Origin of the sequence: Salinisphaera sp. C84B14 (assembly GCF_040361435.1) — a bacterium.
Lineage (GTDB): Bacteria > Pseudomonadota > Gammaproteobacteria > Nevskiales > Salinisphaeraceae > Salinisphaera.
This window is the reverse complement of sequence record NZ_APNL01000017.1, coordinates 1-20854: the sequence shown is the minus strand read 5'-3', so window position 1 is coordinate 20854 and position 20854 is coordinate 1. Positions and strand designations below refer to the sequence as shown.

General features: G+C 64.6%; 22 protein-coding genes and 1 pseudogene. 14 read left to right on the top strand and 9 right to left on the bottom strand.

From position 1 onward, the window contains the following. Positions 1-92 precede the first annotated feature (92 nt). Entirely contained in the window at positions 93-1469 is a 1377-nt protein-coding gene (locus C84B14_RS14205) for an NAD-dependent succinate-semialdehyde dehydrogenase (RefSeq protein ID WP_348765850.1), read from the top strand. Positions 1470-1905: 436 nt separating this feature from the next. Here the strand turns inward: C84B14_RS14205 and C84B14_RS14200 are convergent, their stop codons facing one another. Further along, entirely contained in the window at positions 1906-2868 is a 963-nt protein-coding gene (locus C84B14_RS14200; RefSeq protein WP_353225051.1) for an AraC family transcriptional regulator, read from the bottom strand. A 132-nt stretch (positions 2869-3000) separates the two neighbouring features. On the opposite strand from C84B14_RS14200, the gene C84B14_RS14195 reads away from it, so the two are divergent. Then, positions 3001-3846: an MOSC domain-containing protein gene (locus C84B14_RS14195; protein WP_353225151.1), complete on the top strand. Its 846-nt coding sequence runs from the start codon at positions 3001-3003 to the stop codon at positions 3844-3846. A gap of 99 nt (positions 3847-3945) precedes the next feature. On the opposite strand, the gene C84B14_RS14190 is transcribed toward C84B14_RS14195, so the two are convergent. Then, positions 3946-4185, bottom strand: coding sequence for a hypothetical protein (locus tag C84B14_RS14190; protein ID WP_353225049.1), 240 nt, complete (start codon positions 4183-4185; stop codon positions 3946-3948). A gap of 123 nt (positions 4186-4308) precedes the next feature. Then, positions 4309-4749 carry a potassium channel family protein gene (locus C84B14_RS14185; protein WP_353225047.1) on the bottom strand — a complete coding sequence of 147 codons (441 nt, stop codon included), beginning with the start codon at positions 4747-4749 and terminating at the stop codon, positions 4309-4311. 149 nt (positions 4750-4898) lie between these two features. Between C84B14_RS14185 and C84B14_RS14180 the strand changes: the two are divergent. From C84B14_RS14180 to C84B14_RS14165, 4 genes and pseudogenes are all read left to right on the top strand, one after another. Beyond that, positions 4899-5057 (top strand): annotated as a pseudogene (locus C84B14_RS14180) (phospholipase effector Tle1 domain-containing protein); the annotation flags it as partial. An 80-nt stretch (positions 5058-5137) separates the two neighbouring features. Continuing rightward, complete coding sequence (locus C84B14_RS14175; protein ID WP_353225045.1) at positions 5138-6181, top strand: hypothetical protein; 1044 nt, start codon at positions 5138-5140, stop codon at positions 6179-6181. 221 nt (positions 6182-6402) lie between these two features. Next, positions 6403-7044 carry a 7-carboxy-7-deazaguanine synthase gene (gene queE / locus C84B14_RS14170; RefSeq protein ID WP_353225043.1) on the top strand — a complete coding sequence of 214 codons (642 nt, stop codon included), beginning with the start codon at positions 6403-6405 and terminating at the stop codon, positions 7042-7044. 208 nt (positions 7045-7252) lie between these two features. Further along, positions 7253-7780 (top strand): 6-carboxytetrahydropterin synthase, encoded by a 528-nt coding sequence (locus tag C84B14_RS14165; protein ID WP_353225041.1) that lies wholly within the window; start codon positions 7253-7255, stop codon positions 7778-7780. A 208-nt stretch (positions 7781-7988) separates the two neighbouring features. Here the strand turns inward: C84B14_RS14165 and C84B14_RS14160 are convergent, their stop codons facing one another. Then, entirely contained in the window at positions 7989-8525 is a 537-nt protein-coding gene (locus C84B14_RS14160; protein ID WP_353225039.1) for a DUF1176 domain-containing protein, read from the bottom strand. Between the two features lie 256 nt (positions 8526-8781). On the opposite strand from C84B14_RS14160, the gene C84B14_RS14155 reads away from it, so the two are divergent. Beyond that, a complete protein-coding gene (locus C84B14_RS14155) occupies positions 8782-9921 on the top strand; it encodes a GGDEF domain-containing protein (RefSeq protein WP_353225037.1) in 1140 nt (379 codons plus the stop codon). Between the two features lie 37 nt (positions 9922-9958). Here the strand turns inward: C84B14_RS14155 and C84B14_RS14150 are convergent, their stop codons facing one another. Next, entirely contained in the window at positions 9959-11422 is a 1464-nt protein-coding gene (locus tag C84B14_RS14150; protein WP_353225035.1) for an MFS transporter, read from the bottom strand. Positions 11423-11628: 206 nt separating this feature from the next. Here C84B14_RS14150 and C84B14_RS14145 point away from each other — a divergent pair, with 206 nt between their 5' ends. Next, positions 11629-12789 (top strand): baeRF3 domain-containing protein, encoded by a 1161-nt coding sequence (locus tag C84B14_RS14145; protein WP_353225033.1) that lies wholly within the window; start codon positions 11629-11631, stop codon positions 12787-12789. 142 nt (positions 12790-12931) lie between these two features. Then, positions 12932-13261 carry a hypothetical protein gene (locus tag C84B14_RS14140; protein ID WP_353225031.1) on the top strand — a complete coding sequence of 110 codons (330 nt, stop codon included), beginning with the start codon at positions 12932-12934 and terminating at the stop codon, positions 13259-13261. Between the two features lie 173 nt (positions 13262-13434). On the opposite strand, the gene C84B14_RS14135 is transcribed toward C84B14_RS14140, so the two are convergent. Together C84B14_RS14135 and C84B14_RS14130 are read right to left on the bottom strand one after the other, a co-directional pair. Then, entirely contained in the window at positions 13435-14088 is a 654-nt protein-coding gene (locus tag C84B14_RS14135; protein WP_502949913.1) for an FAD-binding oxidoreductase, read from the bottom strand. Between the two features lie 113 nt (positions 14089-14201). Beyond that, positions 14202-14660, bottom strand: coding sequence for a globin domain-containing protein (locus C84B14_RS14130; protein WP_353225029.1), 459 nt, complete (start codon positions 14658-14660; stop codon positions 14202-14204). A gap of 74 nt (positions 14661-14734) precedes the next feature. On the opposite strand from C84B14_RS14130, the gene C84B14_RS14125 reads away from it, so the two are divergent. The 4 genes from C84B14_RS14125 to C84B14_RS14110 all read left to right on the top strand — a co-directional run bounded on the left by C84B14_RS14125 (position 14735) and on the right by C84B14_RS14110 (position 17316). Beyond that, positions 14735-15166 (top strand): RrF2 family transcriptional regulator, encoded by a 432-nt coding sequence (locus C84B14_RS14125; RefSeq protein WP_353225027.1) that lies wholly within the window; start codon positions 14735-14737, stop codon positions 15164-15166. Positions 15167-15288: 122 nt separating this feature from the next. After that, on the top strand, positions 15289-15492 hold the full coding sequence (locus tag C84B14_RS14120) for a DUF2795 domain-containing protein (protein ID WP_353225026.1): 204 nt from the start codon (positions 15289-15291) through the stop codon (positions 15490-15492). A gap of 212 nt (positions 15493-15704) precedes the next feature. Beyond that, entirely contained in the window at positions 15705-16115 is a 411-nt protein-coding gene (locus tag C84B14_RS14115) for a YkgJ family cysteine cluster protein (RefSeq protein WP_348765863.1), read from the top strand. A 277-nt stretch (positions 16116-16392) separates the two neighbouring features. Continuing rightward, the gene (locus tag C84B14_RS14110) at positions 16393-17316 is read left to right on the top strand and encodes a glutathione S-transferase family protein (protein ID WP_353225024.1); all 924 of its coding nucleotides are present in this window, start codon (positions 16393-16395) and stop codon (positions 17314-17316) included. A gap of 24 nt (positions 17317-17340) precedes the next feature. Here C84B14_RS14110 and C84B14_RS14105 read toward each other — a convergent pair whose 3' ends face one another. Next, on the bottom strand, positions 17341-17781 hold the full coding sequence (locus C84B14_RS14105) for a YchJ family protein (protein ID WP_353225022.1): 441 nt from the start codon (positions 17779-17781) through the stop codon (positions 17341-17343). Positions 17782-17879: 98 nt separating this feature from the next. Next, on the bottom strand, positions 17880-18863 hold the full coding sequence (locus tag C84B14_RS14100) for a calcium/sodium antiporter (protein ID WP_353225020.1): 984 nt from the start codon (positions 18861-18863) through the stop codon (positions 17880-17882). A gap of 360 nt (positions 18864-19223) precedes the next feature. Between C84B14_RS14100 and C84B14_RS14095 the strand changes: the two genes are divergently transcribed. Next, entirely contained in the window at positions 19224-20765 is a 1542-nt protein-coding gene (locus C84B14_RS14095; protein WP_353225018.1) for an AbgT family transporter, read from the top strand. The last annotated feature ends 89 nt before the right edge of the window (positions 20766-20854 follow it).

Genomic DNA, 20854 nt, shown 5'->3' with positions numbered 1-20854 from the left:
ATCGGGCAAACAATCGACAGCCTGCGATAAGCAACGGCTTGCGAATACCACTATGCTCGGGGGTGTTCATTCATAGCCTGTATGGAGGCTACGTGGCTAACACCGTCAAGACCATCAACCCGGCGACCGGTCAGGTCATCCGGGAATTCGACACGATTTCCGACCAGCAGCTGCAGGACAAGATCGAAAAGACCCACGAGGCCTTTCTCGACTGGAAGCAGCGCTCCTTCGACGAACGCGGCAAGCTGATCCGTAAGGTCGGCGAACTGCTGGTTGCGAATCAGGATCGTCTGTCCAGCCTCATTACCGAGGAAATGGGCAAGCCGATCAGCCAGGCGCCCGGCGAGCTCAAGCTGTGCAAGGGCATCTGCGACTACAGCGCCGACAATGCGGCGACGTTCCTCGCCGACGAAGAACGCGACCTGCCGGGCGGGCGTGCCCTGGTCAGCCATCAGCCGATCGGCGTGATCTTCGGCATCCAGCCGTGGAACTTCCCGTTCTATCAGGTCATCCGCTATACCATCGCCAACCTGATGGCGGGCAACACCGTGCTGCTCAAGCATGCACCCAACGTCTGGGGCTGTGCCGAAGCGCTGGAAGACATCTTCCGTGAAGCCGGTGTCCCCGAGAACGTGTTCAACGTGCTCTATATCCAGGAAGACCAGGCCAGTCAGGTCACCGAGCACAAACTCGTACGCGGTGTGACCTTCACCGGCAGTGCCGCGACCGGCCGCAAGATCGCCTCGGCCGCCGGCGAGCATCTCAAGAAGACGGTGCTCGAACTCGGCAGCAACGACGCCTTTCTGGTGCTCGAGGATGCCGATATCGACAAGGCCGTGGATGCCTGCGTGACCGGTCGTATCAACAACAACGGCCAGACCTGTGTTGCGGCCAAGCGCTTCGTTGTTGTGGATGCGGTCTACGAGCAGTTCCGGGATGCCTATCTCGCCAAGATGAAGCAGATCGAGTTCGGCGACCCGAGCGACAAGAACACCCAGCTCGGCCCGATCGCCCGCGAAGACCTGCGCGACAACCTGCATGCCCAGGTCAAGGAATCGATCGAGAAGGGCGCAACCTGCCTCACCGGCGGCGAAGTGCCCGATCGTGAGGGCTATTTCTACCCGGTGACCGTGCTCGAAAACGTCACCCCCGGCATGCCGGCCTATGACGGCGAGCTGTTCGGCCCGGTGGCCTCGCTCATCCGTGCCAAGGACGAGGCCGACGCGATCCGTATCGCCAACGATTCGGTCTACGGTCTGGGCGGCGGCATCTTCTCGGAAGACGAAAAGCGTGCCGAACTGCTGGCCCGGGATCATTTCGATACCGGCATGGTCAGCATCAACGGCTACTATATCGCCCAGCCGAACCTGCCCTTCGGTGGCGTCAAGGATAGTGGCTATGGTCGCGAACACGGCGGCTTCGGCATGCGTGAGTTCGTCAACAGCAAATCGCTGATGATCGCGCAATAGCGCCTCTGCGCGAACGTCGTCCGCGTGACGTCGTGAAAGCCCCCGGCACGTCGTGCCGGGGGCTTTTTTGTGTTCGTACGACGGCAACTTGTTCTCGAAGACAGTTCGCGAATGAACGCGAATACACGCAAATCGAGCGGGGTATTGGGCGCGCTCTGGTAGAACTGGCCACGCCCGTAACGCCACGTCGGTTAACGAACGCCGCTCCCGCATGCGCCCGTCATTGGCGTTCATTCGCGTTCGTTTTCGCACAGACCGCTTCGTTCTGCCGCTGGATTGGCCTGGGCCGTACGCCGCAAGTTGGCCGGACCTCAACTCGCGGCGGTGTTGGATTGCGCGAAGCGATTCGCGCTACCGGGCGGCGTTGCCTGTTGGATGACGCTGCGCTAATCCAACCTACGCCCGACGATGGTCGCGATCGTCGAATCGCGAGAGCTTATGTAGAGATGCCCCGGGCCGAATCGGTGAGCGCCAGGGTGCCGGTATGAGCCTGGCGCGGGCGGTCGTGGGTCGGCGCGACGCCGAAATAGCGCTTGTACTCGCGCGAGAACTGCGAGGCGCTTTCATAGCCCACCGCATGCGCCGCGCCGGCCACGTTCTCCACCTGGCTGGCAAGTAGGTCGCGGGCGGCCAGCAGGCGAATACGCTTTTGATACTGCAACGGCGACAGCCGCGTGACCCGCTTGAAGTGGTGGTGAAAGCTCGATGCGCTCATGTGCACACTCGCCGCCAGATCGGTAACCGACAGCGAGCTGGCATAGTCGGTATGCAGCTGGTTGATGGCGGTGCCAATACGCGCGTAGGCGCCGCGCTCGTGGATGAGCCGTCGCAGCAGATGCCCCTGCGGGCCACGCATGGCTTCGAAGATCACCTCGCGCACGCGAGCCGCATACAGCGCCCGTGCAGAAAGCTCGTCATCGAGGCAGTCGAGCAACCGTGTCAGTGCGTCGCTCATGTTCGAATCGAGCGCCACGGCCGCCATCGGCAGCGATTCGGTTGCGGTAGGGTCGGTCGCCGGCCAGACATGCTCGGGCATTGAAGTGACCAGCTCGTCGAGCACGTCCGGGTCAATGCGCAGCGAAGCCCCCAGCACCGGCACTTTGCTATCGCCGCGTGTTTCACATTCGAAGGGCACCGGCATGGCCTGGACGAGATAGTGTCCGGCGCCGTAGTGGATGACCCGATCTTCCAGATAGGCCGTCTTTTCGCCCTGGGCGACGAATACCAGCGACGGCTGGTAGACCTCCGGCTGACGAATTGTGCGTCCGGCATAGCCGAGCAGCGACAGGCCGTCCAGGGCGGTGGGCGTGAAACCGTCTCGACTGATATGCGGCGCGATACGGGCCGCCAGATGTTCGAATCGGCCCTGCGCGCGTTGGTTACGGGATATATCGACCACTACAGTCTTGTTGCAGGAAAAGCGTCCGCTCAATTATGCCTGTATTGGCCACCCGGGCCATGCCCGCCGCCTGTGCCCATGGCTTGAGCCAGGCGGCAGGTGTTCTATCATTTGCGCTACGTAAACCGCGACGTGGCTGGCGCGCGCCATACTGCTGTTGCACGTGCCGGCCGACGGAGACATACCTTGCCCAGCCTTGCTGCAATCTATCGCTACCCAGTGAAATCGACCGCCGCGCAAGCTCTCGCTACAGCCCGCGTGGAGCAGGAAGGGCTGGCCCATGATCGGCGCTTCATGGTGGTCAAACCCGACGGCGCATTCGTGACCGCCCGCCGGTACCCCGTTCTGCAGACGATCACGGCCCGCTTCGACGGCAGCCGGCTGACCCTGGTTCACGACGACCAGGTCGCGGTGGCCGAGTCGGTCGCGCAATTCGCACGCCAGCGTTTCGAGACCGGCGTGTGGGCCGACGATTTCCCCGCGTGGACAACCACTCTGCGCCTGGATGCCTGGGTGAGCCGCATCGTCGGCGAGCCCGTTCATCTGCTGTGGCTGGGCGAGCAGTCATCGCGTTTTCGCGACAAGCTGGGCGTTCGCGTGAGCTTTGCGGACGGCTATCCGTTGCTGCTCACCAGCGAAGCGTCGCTGGCCGACATCAACGCGCGTACCGATGGCTCGCACGTGATGGCCCAGTTTCGCCCCAACGTCGTGGTCAGCGATACCGACGCGTTCGCGGAGGATGGCTGGCAGCGTATCCGTATCGGCGACGTGCTATTTCGGGTCGACGCGCCGTGTTCGCGCTGCGTGATGATAACGGTCGACCCGGCACGCGGTGAGCGCCGTACCGACGGCGAGCCCATGCGTAGCTTGTTGCGGTATCGCAAGGGCGAGGACAACCAGGTGTATTTCGGCCAGAATCTCGTGGCCGAGAACGAAGGCGAAATCCGGGTCGGCCAGACGGTCGAGGTATTGGACTGACCCGCAACGCCAGCCTGTATCTAGGGCCGCGATGGGCAGTCGTTGTCGCAGCCGACGATCCGCCGCGGGCCAGCCCGCGGCGGATAGACGTGCGACGGCTTACTGACGCTTGCTCGACTCCGGGGTCTTGTCCTTGCTTTCGTCGTGGACGACCGGGTTCTGGCCTTTGTAGCCACCGACCTCGTCTTCCTTCACCGGCGACTGGACGCGATAGCCTTCCTCATGGGCGGCGTAGCCCCCGGCCGCGCCGGCGCCCGCGGCAGCCAGCACGCAGCCTTGCATGCCCAGGCTGGCGGTGGCGAGCGTTGCGATCGTGACGAAAGTGGCGAATCTACGCATGAGTACACCTCGAAGCATCGAAAGATCGCCCGAGTATGCGCAGCCAATATGAGCCGATGCTGAATACAGCCATCCGTGATTACAAGGTCGAGGATCGCCGGCGCCGCCGGATACGGGCCGGTGTCAGCCGTCGGCCGGGTCGTTTGTGCGCCAGTAGCGCTGCATTTCGATATACAGAAAGGACGCCGTCCAGGTGATCAGCATCAGTCCGGTGAGCGATTCGATGCCGGTGAGATAGCGCAGCCCGGCGAGTGGCTGAATATCGCCAAAGCCCAGCGTCGTGAACGTGGTAAAGGAAAAATAGGCGCAGTCGAGCAGGCTGCCGTTGAACTGGCCTTCAAAGTGGCCGAAGCCGCCCCAGTACAACATGCCGTAGTAGGCCAGGGCGAACAGCCAGACTTCTACCGCGTGGGCGCACAGCGCGCCGAACACCCCGAACACGATACGAAATCGGTGGGCGGCCGGCAGGCGCGGCATGAGCCGCGTCATGCGGTAGAGAAATTCATAGTGGATGAACACCGCAAGGGCCACAACGCAGATATTGATGGCAATGATGGTCGGCACGGATCGAATACCCCCCGGGAATCGGCGAAAGCCAGCCTAGCGCGGTGCGTCCGGCGTGGACAGTGGCCGTTGTAGCGATCCTCGCGCGCGATTGCGCTAGAGTTGAATGCCGCCGTAGGTGGGGGCGACATGCCTGAAAGGGGGACGGCATGGCAAAGAACATACTGATCTTTTCGGACGGGACCGGTCAGATCGGCGGGCTACGCCCCGATCAGCGGCTGTCCAACGTCTACAAGATGTATCGGGCCATGCGGGCCGGGCCCGATTCGCCCATCGACCCGAACCAGCAGTTCGCCTTCTACGATCCGGCGCAGTCGGGCCCGGGCCAGCGTGTCAGCCGTTGCTGATAACATTGCCGCGACCCTCCTGCAGAACACGGACGACACCAATGGACGCTGACGAATTCGCAGGATCCCGGGCCCAGGCCTTGCTCGATGCGCACGTCGCGTATCTGGCCGCACACCTGCAGGGCGAAACGCTCGAACGCGAATATCAGCGGCGCGTCGACTGGGTACTCGCCGATGCCGCACGGCTGCGCCTGGGCGATGTCGTCAGCGAAGCCGCGGTCAAGCAAACCGCGATCGACTACGCCGCCGACATGAAACTGGGCGGCGGTATTCCGGTGCTGGTGGGCGATATCGCCGCGGCGATCTACGAACATCCGGTCCACGAACACACCACGCTGGCAGAACTGCTGCCCGATCGCGAGTTCGAGGAGCTGCTCGACAAGCTGCTGGAAATGCAGCGGCTGCGCGAAGAGGTCATCCATCATTCCGTGGCCAACCCGGTGTTCGCCAATCTGGTGGCCCAGCTGCTGTATTCGGGGCTGCGCGGCTATCTTGCCGAGGGCCAGCGTATGGCTCGGCGTGTGCCGGGGTCGGGGATTGCGATGAAGGCGGGGCGGGCGTTACTCGATCGTGCGCCGGCCCGGCTCGGAGCGGCCGTCGAGCGCGGTATTCGTGCCTATGTGGAGCGCTATACGCGCAGCGGCATCCGGCTTAGCGAGGCCTATCTGCGCGCGGCGTTCGAGTCCGACGAACTGCGCCAGGCCGTGCTCGAATTCTGGGACGACCACAAGCATCGCTCCGTGGCCTCGGTGCGCGACTTCGCCGGTCAGCTCGATATCGAAGAACTGTTCGTGATCGGCTACGAATACTGGCAGCGCCTGCGCCGCACGCCGATTTATCGCGAACTCATAGAAAACGGCGTGGAAGTGTTCTTCGAGACCTATCGCGACGCGACGCTGACCGACCTGCTGGCCGATATCGGGGTGACCCGGGATATGATCCTGCGCGACGGCATGCGATTTGTGCCCCAGGTGGTTCATGCGCTCAAGGCACGCGGCATGCTGGAGCCGATGCTGCGCCGCCACCTCGAGGACTTCTACCGCAGCGATGCGGTGGCCGACATCCTGCGCCGGCCCGCCGGCTGAAATGCCCGCGATTACGATCCATAGTCGGGCTCTCGGACCGGTTTCGCTCACGGCGGCCCCGCTTCAGAGAGCTGCGCGGGAATAACGGCCTCCAGGCGTCGAGCGGGCGAACCCGTCCGGGTTACACTGCGCGCCGGTCACGCTGTCCAGAGATTCACCATGCCTGCCCGAGCCCGCCGCGCTACAACGCGCCACCAAGAGCCTGCCGGGGCCGATAAGCGATGAGCTACGCCGTCAAGGAAATGTTTCTCACCCTGCAGGGCGAGGGCGCACAGACCGGCCGCGCCTCGTTGTTCTGCCGATTTGCCGGCTGCAACTTGTGGACCGGGCGCGAGAAGGATCGTCACAAGGCGATCTGCCAGTTCTGCGATACCGATTTCGTCGGCGTGGACGGGCCCGGCGGGGGCCGTTTCGAGCATGCGCAAGCGCTCGCCGAGCGCGCGCGCGAACTCTGGGACCAAACCGCGAACGCGGGCGGTAGGCCCTATATCGTCTGCACCGGTGGGGAGCCCTTGCTTCAGCTCGATGAACCGCTTATCGACGCGCTGCATGCAGTGGGCTTCGAAATCGCGGTAGAAACCAACGGCACCCTGAACGCGCCGGCGGCCATCGACTGGGTCTGTGTCAGCCCCAAGGCGGGCAGTACCCTGGTCCAGACCCACGGCAACGAGCTCAAGCTGGTCTGGCCGCAGCCGGGTTTCGCCCTGGAAGAGTTCGAAACGCTGGCGTTCGATCGCTTCTATCTGCAGCCCATGGATGGCCCGGCCCGCGAAGCGAACGTGGCCACCTGTATCGAAACCGCGCTAAGCCGGCCGCAATGGCGGCTGTCGTTACAGACCCACAAGATGATCGGCATCGCCTGAGCGCTGGCCGTGGCCGCGCAAAGCCGTGGCCAGGCCGTCGGATAAGGCGCTTTCGTACCGGGGCGACATCGGTAGCACGCCTGTCGCGTCATCCGTGGTTGCCGTGGCTTGCGTAGAATGACAGCGCCCAGGGCGCCGTATTCCTCGATAGCCGTAGCCGGGATACGGTCGCCGCCCGCAGCCATTCGAGTACCTGTTTGGAGACGTCTTGACCGCCGCCTATCGTATTCGTCGCCAGATCGGCATCGACGCCGGCCATCGCATACGCCTGCACGGCAGCAAGTGCCGCCATCTGCACGGGCATCGCTATACCGTGGAAGCCGTCTGCGAGGCCGGTGAGCTGGCCGATACGGGCGAGCAGGCCGGCATGGTGCTGGATTTCGCCTTTCTAAAGGACGAAATGCTTGGCGAGATCGATAGCCCCTGCGATCACGGCTTCATCGCCGAAGTGGCGGACACCGACCTGCTGGCCCTGTTTACGCCGGCCGGCACCGACCCGGCCGAATTCGCGCAGGCGCTCGACGCCGTGGTACGCGAACAGGGATTCGCCCTGCCGGACGATACCGCGCTGGGCACAAAGCTCTACGTGATCGGCGTCCCGCCAACCGCGGAAAACCTGGCGCGCCACTGGTTCGAACGCCTGGCGCCGCGGGTGGCCGTACGCAGCGCAGGCCGGGCCCGCCTGGTGCAAATCGTGGTGTGGGAAACGCCCAACTGCGCGGCCGAGTGGCCCTGACGTTTGGCGCCCAGCGCAGCCACCCGGTCGGGACTATTGATCGGGCACCAAAACAGCTAGCTGCGTGAGCTGTTGCAACGCCTTCGAAAGAAACGCCGGTACCTGTGCGTGCTTTGCCCCAATGGCTTCAAAACCGTTGGCCGGAGCGTGCGCGCTCTCGCACACACGCGTGATCAGCCCGAAAAATCATCGGTTTCATGCCGGGTTATCAACGCTCGGCCGGGGCTTCGAAGATGACCGGGAAGGGGGCGGCCGAACCGTTGCATTCGCTTCGGGCACGATATTCCACTAGCCGGAAGTCGTAGCCGTCCCAGTGCCAGCGGCGCGCGCCGCCGCAGTCGCCGATGCCGCGATCCTTGTATCGGTCGGAAAGCACGCCGGACTCGGCGTCGAATTCGGGATCGAACAGGTCCGCCGTGCCGGTCCAGCTGTCGTTGCGCCACTGTGCGAACAGCAGGCGGCGCGGCGCGCCATCGTCAGGGGCCCATACCGCGTTGTAGCTCGTCTGGTAGGCGCCGCGTATGCACGGCACCAGCCACAGCTTGCCGCCGGAGTCGGGCAGCGTGTAGCTGCGGGCATCGTCCACCAATTCAGCGGCCGGCGTGTCGCTACAGGCGATTTCGACGGCCGGCACCGCCGGCGACTGGGCGGTGCTCATGCCGGTGCCTGCACACCCGGCCTGGGCCAGCACGAGCGTGCCCGCAAGAAGGCCGGCCGTCGACAGAGCGAATCGATCGGTACGCATGGCATCCGCCGCTTGTTTATTGACGGTGCGATTATAGGCGCGCTGAGAGCGCATCCGCTATCGGACGGGCGATCCGCCCGCGTGCTTCGTGGGTAAGCGCGGCAACCCGCTCGCGCCCGGGTCTTGCCGATCGGCGCAGCCGTGGGCAGGATTGCGTCGCGTCGCCAAAAAGTCAGCACCGGTATGATTGCGTTGTCGGTGTTTTGGCCGGCAGGGGAAGGGCACGAGCGACGGCACAGGCGGGGGACGGTTTGACGTGCGATCGGAAAACGAGTCGGGGCATGGGTTACTGGATCGCTGGCATCGGCTGATCGAGGGCGATACGCAGTCGCCCGAGCAGCGCATGAATCGAAGCTTTCTATTCTGTGCCGCGGTGGGCTGCTTCAGCGGGGCGATACTCAACTATTCTGCCGGTCTGACCGACATGGTCTATGTCGTGCTGGTTACGATCATCGGTGCCGGGATGCTGGCCATGTGGGCGCATCTGCGGCGCGGGCGCAATGCCCGCCATTCGGCGATGGTGACCAGCTGCCTGGTGGCCATCGGCCTGCTCCCGCTCAACTGGTTCTATAACCAGGGCACCCAGGGGCCGAGTCTGCTGCTCTTCCTGGCGGTCGGCGGCTATGCGTTCTGTCTGCTGCTGGTCGCGCCCGTGCAACGACTGCTGATCGCGATGCTGTTCCTGGTCGTGCCGTACGTGCTGATCTGGCTGGATTATCGTTTCCCCGACTGGATCGAGCCCTATCCGTCAAAGGCGGCCCATGCCATCGATGCGGCAGCCACCTACTCGATCTGTGTGATCCTGCTGCTGGTGATGGTGACCGGGTTCTTTCGCCGTTTCGAAAGCGAACACCGGTTGCTCAACGAGTATGCTGAAAAACTGCGTGAGGCCGGTCTGCGCGACAGCCTGACCGGCCTGTTCAACCACGGCTCGTTCTATGCTCTGGCCGATGCCTATTGTCGCAAGGCCGACCCGACGCCGGCCGAGCATGGCGCGCTCATCATTTACGATCTGGACCACTTCAAGAACGTCAACGACAGCCATGGCCACGTCTATGGCGACACCACGCTGAAGTTTTTCTCGCGCGTGCTGCGCGAGATCGTGGACGCACGCGGCGGTACCGCCGGGCGATGCGGCGGAGAGGAGTTCGCGGTGCTTCTGCCCGGCGCGGGACCGGCCGAAGTGGAAGAAGTGGATGCAACGCTGCGCGCGCAGCTCGAGGCGCACCCACTCGAGTATGGCCCGGTCCGAGTCAGCGGCGGGGTTGCGTTCGAGCCGGCCGCCAGCATCAAGGCCTGGATGGAGCGTGCCGACCACGCCCTTTATGAAGCCAAATGCCGGGGGCGCGACCAGACGGTTTACTACGATCGATCGGACACCGGCGTGGTGGCATAAAGACCGCCCTTAGGGCAACGGCGCCGCAACGTCTGGCCTACGTCGACGTCGACGTCGACGCCGGGCTGGCGGGTACGCCTCGCCCGAGCCCGATCAGCAACACCATGGCCATCAGTACGGCCGTGCAGGCGACCAGGAACGCATCCGAAAATGCGGCGGTGGCCGCTGCGCCTTCGTAGAACGGATTCAACGCCGGCGCGGCCTGCTGCTGGCGCGCGGTGAGCACCGAACCGAACACCGCTGCACCGCTGCCCGCGCCCATGAAGAAGAACAGTTGATAGATGCCGAAACCCACCCCGGCGATCTCGGGCGACAACGCCTTGGATGCCGCATTCGCCGCCGGCGATGTGACGCCCGCATAGCCAATGCTGGCGATCACCAGCGCGATGGTCACCATCCAGGGCGCCGCGCCCACGGCGAACGACGACATGAATAACAGCCCGCACAGCAGCCAGGTCAGGCTGATACCCAGCACCGGCCGCGGGCCGAATTTGTCGGACAGACGCCCGATCGTGGGCGCCAGCAGGGCAACGGCAATCGCGCCCGGCGCAACGACCAGGCCGGTTTCGAATGCGCTCAGGCCCAGCTGGTTGATAAGCAGCAGCGGGGTGAGAAACAGACCGCCGCCGATGAACGCAGCCTGGGAGAGCAGGGCGATCGCGGCGGCCGAGAGAAACTGGCGGTTGCCGAAAAGAGCAGGCGGGGCGAATGGATGGCGCGCGGTGCGGATACGGCACACGAACAGGGCGATCAGAGCGGCCGCCAGCAGCAGCGCGCCCCAGGCCTGGGGCGCGGCCAGCCCGGAATGGTTGGCCGCGGTCACGCCGAACAGCAGCGCGGCCGCGCCGAGTGCGAGCAGCAGGCCGCCCGGCAGGTCAAGACGGGCAAAGCGATGGGGCTGGCGTGCGCGTTCGGCGTTCAGGTCGGGCAGGAAACGCCAGGCGGCAACGAAAAGCAGGCAGATCACGGTCAACGTGCCGTAGAAAAGCACGCGCCAGCTGAAGGCGCTCACGCCAAGCCCGCCAATAAGCGGCCCGGTAGCCGCGCCGAGCCCGATGGCCGAAGACAGCGTCCCGAACACCACGCCGCGCTTGCCCGGCGCGAACAGCCGGGCGACCGAACCGAATGCCAGCGAGGGAATCGCGGCGGCACCGGCCGCCTGAATCGCTCGGCCGGCGACCAGCCAGCCAAAGCTAGGGGCGAGCGCACAGGTCAACGAGCCAATGCCGAAGATCACCAGCGCCGAGAGAAAAGTCAGCCGGAAGCTGTAGCTGTCGGACACCCGCCCATACAGCGCCACGCCGGTGGCAAACACGATCGAAAACGCCGTGATCACCCACCCCGACAGGCTGGGCGAGACGTTAAGCCCGGTGCTGATGGTCGGAATGGCGACGTTCACCATGCTGTTGTTGAGCACGCTCGTGAACGCAGCCAGCACCATCACCAGCAGCAGGGGGTTGGTCAGCGGCGAGGCGGAAGCGGTATCGGAGAAGCGATTCATTCAACGCGCCGGGTCGGAAAAACGGCGCTTACTTTGCCATGAAGCGGATGCAAAAACGTGGGTTGGCGCCGCGTATGCCCGCGGCTATCGGCTGACCGCCGGCGCGGGAACCGAAATCAACGGTTGAAAAAAGCGCAGCGGGCCAGCACCAACGTCTTGTAAGCAAAGACACGATACGAACAACGTCTGGAGACCGATCGATCATCATGACCGATGCCAAAGATAACGAAAGCCCGGAAACCCATGCGCCCATGCTGCAATGGCGCGATATCAGCGCGCTCACGCTGGCCGACGAATCGCCCTGCGTGACCATCTATGTGCCGACCACGCCGGTATCCAACTACCGCGAAGAAAACCGCATCCTCTACAAGGATCAGGTAAAGAAGGTGGGCGAAGCGCTCGAACAGCGCGACATGGACAAATACGAACGCGATGCGCTGCTCGAACAGCTCGAATCCGTCGGCGCCAACGAGGTGTTCTGGACGCACCAGCAGTACGGGCTGGCCGTATTCGCCTCGCCCAAGCGCCTTACCGTGCGCCGCATGATGACCCGTCCGGCCGAAGCCCAGGGCATCGTGGCCGATTCCTTCCATCTGCGTCCGGCGCTGCGCGCAGCCTCCAACTGGATGGACTACCAGGTGCTGTGCGTGAGCGTGCAGGATGTGGCGCTCTACGATGCCAATCAGGACGCAATCGTCGAAGTGGATCTGCATAGCGAGGTGCCGCGCGGCATGGGCGACGCACTCGGCAAGCCCGATACTTCGCCCAACCGCAAGGATTCCGAGAGCGCCGGCAGCAACAGCACCGATCTGAAGAACTACTTCAAGGAAGTCGACAAGGCGATCCGGGCCTACCACGGCAAGACGATTCGCCCGCTGGTGCTGGCCGCCGTGGCCGAGCATCAGGGGCTGTATCGCGAAGTCAGCGAGCACCCCAATCTGCTCGAAAACGGTCTGAATCACGACCCGTTCGAGGCCATCCGCCAGAGCAATCTCGGCGAACAGGCCTGGGAGATCGCCGAGCGTGCGACCCGCGACAACATCGAACAGGTCATCGAACGCTACAACGAACGCGCCGCACACAAGGAAGGTGCCAGCGCGCTCGAAGAGGTCGCCTACTCGGCCACCATCGGCCAGATCGATACGCTGTTGATCGACGAGACCGCCCGCGTCGAAGGCTCGGTCGATAGCAACGGCCGTATCGCATACGGCGCGGCGGGCGACGGCTACACCGACGACGTGCTCGACAAGGTCGCCGAGTTCGTCATCGCCAGTGACGGCGACGTGAAGTTCGTGCCGGGCCACATGATGCCCACGGACACGGGCGTGGCGGCGGTGCTGCGCTATGCGATGGAGCCGCAAACATAAACGTGGCTTCCGTCGAAGCCGCTGGCCCGACAGGGCTGGCAACTTGAGCGAAAGGCGGTCATTGTCTTCAGTGACCGCCTTTTTCATGGGCGGCCCAGGCCCGACGCGTGCGCGCGTTCCTTGTTACCCCGGGAGGCTGTCCATGATCGCTCGTACAACCCTACTTGCCCTGGGCGCATCGCTGGCCGTGGGCGCGGCGCATGCCGCCGACACCGCCGCTTCGCAAGCCGCCGATGCCCCGGCCGTCATGGCCGAGGGCGCCGGCGCGACGACGCCGACGCCGACGCCGGATAATGGTGTCGCGGCTGATCGCAACCAGCTGGACCCCGCCCGCGAGGACTCGGGCTACTACGCCAACCCGCCGGAAAACGACGCCGACCAGCAGGACCGCAGCGAACGCACACACGGGCTGGACGATACGGCACGGGATACGGACGACGCGCCCCAGTCAGGCGGTTCGACACGCCCTTAGCGGACCTTGCCTTACCGCTGACGCCAGCAAGGGCCAGGGCGCCGATGCAGTCGATCGCCCACCGCGGCCAACTCCACGCATCGGCATAACCCGCGGATCAATGGCTTCTGGTCGAGTACGTCGCCCGTACGCGCCGACCGCGATCCGAGGCGAAGCGCTCGTCAGCGCTGCCGTTAGGCGGCCGCCAGCGAATCGGCCGGGCCGAAGAACTCGTAGTGCATGTGCTCGCGGCCAACGTCGCGTGCGTCGAGCATGCGGCATACATGCGCCAGCATGGGGTTCGGCCCGCAGAAGTAGTATTCGGCGGGCCTATCGCCGACCACGGCATCCATTAGCGCGTCGTCGATGAAACCCGGGCTCGCCTGTGCCGCTGCGGGTACCGTCTGGGGTACGTCCTCGCTGTAACGAACGTGCAGCTCGAAGTTGGGGTGGGCCTCGATCAGCGTTGCCAGTTCAGCCGCGAACGGGCGCAGACCTTCGTTACGTACGGCCTGAACGAGAACCACCCGGCGATCCGGCGCCGCGGCAAGGGCGGCATGCAGCATCGACAGAAGGGGCGTGATGCCTACGCCGCCCGCCAGCAACACCAGGGCGCGGCCGTCCTGGGGGACCGGCGCCAGGGTGAACTCCCCGCAGGGCGGGCTTAGCCGAACGCGATCGCCCACGGCGAGTTGGTCGTGGGCATAGTGCGAGAACACGCCGGCCGGCGCTGCGTCGCTGGGAGCGTCCTCGCGCTTGACGCTAATGCGGTAGTAGGGCGTACCCGGCGCGTTCGACAGGCTGTAGTTTCGCAGTGCCGTAGTGCCATCGGGCAACGTGCTGTGCACGGCGACATACTGCCCGGGCCGCTGGGCCGCCAGCGGTGCGCCGTCTTCCGGCTCCAGATAAAGCGACAGGATATTGTCCGAAGCTGGCTCGCGCCGGGCCACCACGAACGGCTTCAAACCGGTCCAGCCATAGCGCTGCTGTTGCGCGTCGTAAAGCGCGTGCTCGCGCGCGATGAAGATATCGGCCAGCTGGGCATAGGCGGCCGCCCAGGCATCGAGCACTTCGGGCGTGGCGGCATCGCCCATGACGGCTTCGATACTTCCAGCAGGTTCTTGCCCACGATCGGATAGTGCTCGGGGAGAATGCCCAGCGACACGTGCTTGTTGGCGATCAGCTCCACCGCATCCGCGAGCGCGGCCGGGTTGTCGACGTACTGCGCATAGGCACACACCGCCGACGCCAAGGCCCGCTGTTGGCGCCCGGACTGTTGATGGGCGGGATTGAAGTAGGGTTTTACTTCGGGGTTGTTCTTGAACATGCGGGCATACATGTCGCGCGCCAGCGTCTCGCCGCAGGTCTCCAGGGCCGGGGCCGTCGCCTTGATCGTTGCCGTCTGTTGTTCGCTGAGCATGGCTGCACTCCTAAAGTGGCATCTTAGTTACCTTTTAAAATAAGTATATAGTTTACCGATTTGGGGTCAAGCACATGCAGCTCACCACGCATACCGATTACGCGCTGCGTCTGCTCATCTTCGTGGCCGTACGCCGGGACGAATCGCCGGCGCGGGTACAGGATGCGGCCGCACGCTACGGCATTTCCGCCAATCACCTAGCCAAGGTGGCCCAGACGCTTGTCCAGCTGGGTTATCTGGATAGCTTTCGCGGGCGCGGCGGTGGGATCGCACTGGCCGTGCCCGCCGAATCGATCAATATCGGCGCGCTCGTGCGCCAGACCGAGAATCTGCGTCTGCTCGAATGCTTCGGCCCGGGTTCCACTTGTCCGATCGATCCGGCCTGCACGCTCAAGCGCGCGCTCGCCGAGGCCCAGCAGGCGTTCCTCGAGGTGCTCGACGGTTATCACCTGAGCGACCTGGTTGCCAACGGCGATACGCTGCGCATGCTGCTGGGCCGCCCGTGACCGGCGGCGCGGCGAGACGCCGACCAGGCGCAAACGGTCCTCGGCGGCCGGAACGGCGGGTACGGCTGGCCCTGGCGCGGTCATGGCTGGCAAGGTGTCGCTTTATTCCCGAGGAGTGACCCATGGCCCGTCCCGACCACGCGAGCGCGGCAGAAATTCAGACCTATCTGAGCGGGATGGCGTATCCCGCCAGCAAGCAGCAGCTCGCCGAGCATGCAGAACAACAGGGGGCCACCCTGGGGGTGCGCACCGTGATCGAAGCGCTGCCCGACGCTGAATACAGCGACGCCGCGGCAGTGAGCCGTGCGGTGGGCGCAGTCGAATAGGGCAAATCCGGATGCACGGGCCGGGGCCGACCGGCAGGCGTTGCCCACGACATCGGGTGCAACGCCGAGCGCTGTCGGCGCCGTGCTCTCCGGTCCGCTGCCAGTTCTTCATGTCTTGCGGCCAGCGACGGCGCGGGCCTATCGACCGGCGCCTGGAAGTCGCTCATAATTCGGCCAATCGAGACGCTGCCGGGGCAGCGCGGGTACCCATCATCATGCATCCGTGTTTGAGTTGTGGCGCGTGCTGTGCGCATTTTCGTGTGGCGTTTCACTGGCTTGAAACGGAGCGGTCCGACGGCATCGGCGTACCGGCCGCGCTTACGGAAACGCTCGATCCTCATCGCCTGGTAATGAAAGGAACGCGCAATGGCCCGGTGCGCTGTGTCGCGCTGTCTGCGGATATCGGCCAGCACGCCCGCTGTACGATTTATGACCAGCGCCCCAGCGTATGCCGTGACGTCGCCGCGAGCTGGGAGTTCGGCCAGCCGAGCCCGCAGTGCGACCGGGCCCGTAGCGCGCACGGGCTGGCGCCGCTTACCGAGCGTGATTGGGCGTACGTGCAGCCGGCAGTTGCCGCGAACGAGTCCGGCCTTCGGCCGCCAAACGCACCGGTAGCAGCCTAGCCGCAACAGCCGGCTATCGGTTTAAAGCGCGTTGCCATCGGCGGTTCAAGCGGCTGTCTTGTGCTGTGGCTGCAGGTAAAGAAAAACGTCCGGTATCCATGTCGAAGGTTGGATTTCTGCTTGCTGCGAGCCGATGCCGATTGGGTTCGTGCTCGTGTTCGCGGCGCGCGGGCGTCACCATAGATGGCGTGTTAACGTTCCGAGTGCCTCGCGGCACTCGGCACCACAGCGGTCACTGCCATCCCGCGCGCTTTGCAACTACTGAGAAACGCCCGTCATGAATGATTTTCTGATCCTGCATCACTACGACAGCTCGCCCTATGCCGAAAAGGTCCGGCTGATGCTCGGTTTGGCCGGCGCAAGCTGGTCGTCGATGCTGTCACCGGTGCAGCCGCCGCGGCCGAGTCTCGACCCGCTCACCGGTGGCTATCGCCGTATTCCCGTGGCCCAGGTGGGCGCAGACATCTTCTGCGATACCGCGCTCATCGGCCCGGAGCTCGCGACGATGCTCAATTGCCCCGCGCTCGACCCCGCGAACGTCGATGCCGAGGCCGCCGCGCTGATGGAGCAGGCGCAGAAAAAGGCGTTTTTCGCTGCCATCGGGGCCGTGCCGACGCCGCGCCTGTTGGGCACGATGCTGGGCATGTTCGGGCCGATCGGCGCGGTGAAGTTCATCAAGGACCGCATCGACCTTGTCAAAGGTGGAACAGTACGCGCGCCCAAGGGCGACAAGGCCCGCGCCGTGCTCAACTCGCTCCTCGACAATCTCGAAAACCGGCTCGAAAAACACGCCTGGGTCGGCGGCGATGCGCCTTCGGTCGCGGATTTCGCCACCTACCACCCGCTTTGGCTCTATGCCGCCTGCAATCGTCGGCCGGTCGAGGCCGGGCCAAAAGTCGAGGCCTGGTACCAGCGCGTGGGCGAAATCGGCCACGGCCAGCGCGAAGAGATCACCCAGGAACGCGCCTTTGCCGCAGCCCGCGATGCCGAGCCCCGGCCGTTGCCGGAAAGCGTGTCCGATACGCCTGCACCGATCGGTACTACCGTAGAAGTGGCGCCCTCGGACTACGGCCGGATCCCGGTCACGGGCATGCTGGCCGCGGTGACCGAGGATCGCGTCGTCCTTGCGCGTGACACCGACCAGTTCGGCCTGCTACACGTGCATTTTCCGCGCGACGGGTATTCGGTGAAGGCCAAATAGGGGGCAGCCGGCCGCTCGCCGCAGTCAGTTAGCACAGCATTTCTTGAACTTGCGGCCGCTGTTGCAGGGGCAGGGGTCGTTGCGGCCGGGCTTGAGGACATGTACCGCGTGGTCGCCGTCGAGATAGAACCACTGGCCGTGTTCGCGTAAAAAGCGCGAGCGCTCTTCGAGCACGGCGAAGCCCTCGAAGTTCCGGCAGGTGGCACGGAAATGCACCTGTCCGGTGTCGCCCTGGGCATCGCTGCTGAGCACGTTCAGGCCCAGCCACCGATCGCCGGCGGCCAGATCCAGGGTCTGCGGCCGCGTGTCGGGATGCCAGCTGGTCTTGACGTAGGCCGCGTCGCCCAGCGCATAGGCGCTATACCGGGCGCGCATCAGCGCCTCCGGCGTAGGGGCAGGCATTCCGCGGTGGTAGGGCGCGCAGCATTCGTCATAAGGCACGCCGGATTGGCAGGGGCAGTTCACGATATACCGGGCGATTGCAAAAAGGCCTGCTAAGCGTGGCGCGTATGTGGCGCGGCCACAAGCGGCAAGCACCCTGCGGTTTTACCTCGCACCCGGCTTCATGCGGCGGCAGTGAATGCGCCGAACACAAGCCATGCCGTGTAGGCGACGAACGAGAGTAGAAACACGCCGCCCTCGATACGGTTCAGATGGGCGGGGCGGCTGCCAAAGCGCATTGCAAAGACCAGCAGCAACAGCGTCAGGCCCAGCATGATCGGCCAGTCCCGACTCAGCACGCTCGGATCCACGTCGATGGGGGTGATGAGCCCGGCCACGCCGACCACGCCTAGCGTGTTGAACAGGTTGGAGCCGACGACGTTGCCCAGCACCAGATCGTAGGCGCGGCGACGGACCGCGCTGATCGACGAGGCCAGTTCGGGCAGCGAGGTGCCGACGGCCACGACGGTCAGGCCGATGACGAGATCGCTCACGCCGAGCGCGCCCGCGATGGTGCTTGCTCCCCATACCAGCAGGCGCGAGCTGGCCAGAAGCAGCGCCAAACCAACGACCAGCCAAACCAGCGAGCGGCCGAATGGCGGCACGTCGCTGGGCGTATCGTCAGGCGTGGGTGCCGTGGACGTAGCGTGCGCCGGGTTGCGGCGGGCTTCAAAGGCGACGACGGCGATATAGCCGATCAGGGGCAGCACCAGCAGCAGAGCGTCAAAGCGGCTGATCGAACCGTCGCCGATCAGCCAGCGCGACATCAGGGTGACGACGATTAGTAGCGCCATTTCGCGGCGTACGATGCCCGCCCCAACCGCCATGGGCGATAACAAGAGGGCGACGCCGAGAATCAGGCCGATATTGGCGATGTTGGAACCGTAAGCGTTGCCAATGGCCAGCCCCGGCTGGCCCTGCCAGGCCGCAAGCCCCGACACCAGAAATTCCGGCGCCGAAGTGCCAACGCCCACAATCACGGTGCCGATGATGAACGAAGGCAGGCGCAGGTGATGGGCCGTACCCACCGCACCTTCGATGAAGCGTTCCGAACTCCAGATCAGTACGGCAAGGCCGACGAGGACGGCGGCTGCGGCCATCAGCATGACGTATCTTCCTCAGATTGGGCATGGGCGATAAATCGATCAAAGCTCATGATGCCAGAGGAGCCACAAGCTGTTGATTCAAAGCGCCACAACAGCGAGCTGCCGTAATGGCGCAATTATCAATCGAATATAAACATAGATGATTTTCAGAGTTGATTAGCGCCTGCGCGCACGCCGATGCTGTGCTCGCTCTGGTTGATCGTGGCGTCACGGCGAACCGCGAGCGACCCACGAGCCGTAGCGGCGAAGGCGCTTGGGCCTGGCCGGCGCTCGGGGTAATGTCTAACAGTGCCGCTGCCTTGGTTGCCACAGTCACGGCGCTGTCAGCGCGATATCGTCAACGCATCGGGGGATCAAACGATGAACGAGCGGGGAATACCGAGCAATCTGCTCCAGCGGATGCTCGACCGAATCGAGCGAACGGGCAACCGTCTGCCGCATCCGGTGCCGTTGTTCGCTTTGCTGGCGTTGATTGTGGCGATCGTCTCGGCGCTGCTGTCGCAGCTGGGCATGACCGTGGCGCCGCCGGGCGGTGGCGCGCCGGTGGCGATCGAGAACCTGCTCTCCGGCGAAGGTATCCGCTATATCTTCGGGTCGCTGGTCGACAACTTCATGAACTTCGCGCCGCTGGGCGTTGTGCTGGCCACCATGATCGGTATCGGCATGGCCGAGCGCACCGGCCTGATCAGCGTGTTGCTGCGTGGTTTTATCCTCTCGATCCCGAAATCGCTCATCACCTTCGGTCTTGTCTTCGCCGGCATCCTGTCGAGCGTCGCCGCCGACGCCGGCTATGTGGTGCTGCCGCCGCTCGGTGCCATGATATTTCTCGCGCTCGGGCGCCACCCCATCGCCGGGCTGGCGGCCGCCTTTGCCGGCGTTTCGGCCGGCTATAGCGCCAACCTGTTGCTCTCCGCGGTGGACGTCAACCTCGGTCAGCTCACCATCGAAGCAGCCGGCACCATCGACCCGACCTATGCGGATGCGATGAATCTGGCGATGAACTACTACTTCATCATCGTTTCCACCTTCTTCCTCGCCGTTGTCGGCACGCTGGTCAGCCAGTTCGTGGTCGAGCCGCGGCTGGGCGACTATCGCAACGACGAACAGGGCGGGCACGACCGCCCCAGCACGGCCATCACCGCCGAGGAAAAGCGCGGCATGAAGTGGGCGGGCATCGCGCTACTCGTCACCATCGCGCTGCTCGCGTTGCTGGTCGTGCCGCCCGGCGCGCCGCTGCGCGGCGAGGGCGGGGGCATCGTGCGCTCGCCGTTCATGGACTCGCTGGCCGTGGTGCTGATGATCGTGTTTTTCGTACCGGGGTTGGTGTACGGCATCGTGATCGGCGCGATCAAGAACGACCGCGACGTGGCCGAGAATCTGTCGCAGACCATGGCCAGCATGGGCATGTTCATCGCCCTGGCGTTCACCGCCGGCCAGTTCGTGGCCTGGTTCGCCGAATCCAATCTTGGCGTGTTCATGGCCGTCTATGGAGCGCAGGCGCTGCAGGCGATCAGCCTGGGTGGGGCGCCGCTGCTGATTCTGTTCGTGCTGATCGTGGGCTTCGTGAACCTGTTCATCGGCAGTGCCTCAGCCAAGTGGGCCATCCTCGCGCCGGTGTTCGTGCCGATCATGATGCAGCTCGGCTATTCACCCGAGCTCACCCAGATGGCCTATCGCGTCGCCGACTCTTCCACCAACATCATTACGCCGCTGATGCCTTACTTCGCGCTGATCATCGCCTATGCGCAGCGCTACGACGAAGACATACGCATCGGCTCGCTGATATCGATCATGCTGCCGTTCTCGCTGGCTTTTCTGGTGTTCTGGACGCTGCTGCTCATCGTCTGGATGACGTTGGGCCTGCCGCTGGGGCCCGGCGCGGGCATTGTCTACGGCGGCTAACGGCGACGATTACCCGAGCTGGCCGGCCGAGCCCATGCGCGGCGCCGCGTACTGCGTTCTGTCGTCGGCGCGCGAGTGCACGCCCTAGG

Excerpts from the sequence above, each read along its gene's own strand:
- C84B14_RS14190 (WP_353225049.1), bottom strand. The coding sequence starts at position 4,185 with ATGCGTAGATTCGCCACTTTCGTCACGATCGCAACGCTCGCCACCGCC.
- C84B14_RS14175 (WP_353225045.1), top strand. The coding sequence starts at position 5,138 with ATGGACGCTGACGAATTCGCAGGATCCCGGGCCCAGGCCTTGCTCGAT.
- queE (WP_353225043.1), top strand. The coding sequence starts at position 6,403 with ATGAGCTACGCCGTCAAGGAAATGTTTCTCACCCTGCAGGGCGAGGGC.
- C84B14_RS14160 (WP_353225039.1), bottom strand. The coding sequence starts at position 8,525 with ATGCGTACCGATCGATTCGCTCTGTCGACGGCCGGCCTTCTTGCGGGC.
- C84B14_RS14150 (WP_353225035.1), bottom strand. The coding sequence starts at position 11,422 with ATGAATCGCTTCTCCGATACCGCTTCCGCCTCGCCGCTGACCAACCCC.
- C84B14_RS14145 (WP_353225033.1), top strand. The coding sequence starts at position 11,629 with ATGACCGATGCCAAAGATAACGAAAGCCCGGAAACCCATGCGCCCATG.
- C84B14_RS14140 (WP_353225031.1), top strand. The coding sequence starts at position 12,932 with ATGATCGCTCGTACAACCCTACTTGCCCTGGGCGCATCGCTGGCCGTG.
- C84B14_RS14130 (WP_353225029.1), bottom strand. The coding sequence starts at position 14,660 with ATGCTCAGCGAACAACAGACGGCAACGATCAAGGCGACGGCCCCGGCC.
- C84B14_RS14125 (WP_353225027.1), top strand. The coding sequence starts at position 14,735 with ATGCAGCTCACCACGCATACCGATTACGCGCTGCGTCTGCTCATCTTC.
- C84B14_RS14120 (WP_353225026.1), top strand. The coding sequence starts at position 15,289 with ATGGCCCGTCCCGACCACGCGAGCGCGGCAGAAATTCAGACCTATCTG.
- C84B14_RS14110 (WP_353225024.1), top strand. The coding sequence starts at position 16,393 with ATGAATGATTTTCTGATCCTGCATCACTACGACAGCTCGCCCTATGCC.
- C84B14_RS14100 (WP_353225020.1), bottom strand. The coding sequence starts at position 18,863 with ATGCTGATGGCCGCAGCCGCCGTCCTCGTCGGCCTTGCCGTACTGATC.
- C84B14_RS14095 (WP_353225018.1), top strand. The coding sequence starts at position 19,224 with ATGAACGAGCGGGGAATACCGAGCAATCTGCTCCAGCGGATGCTCGAC.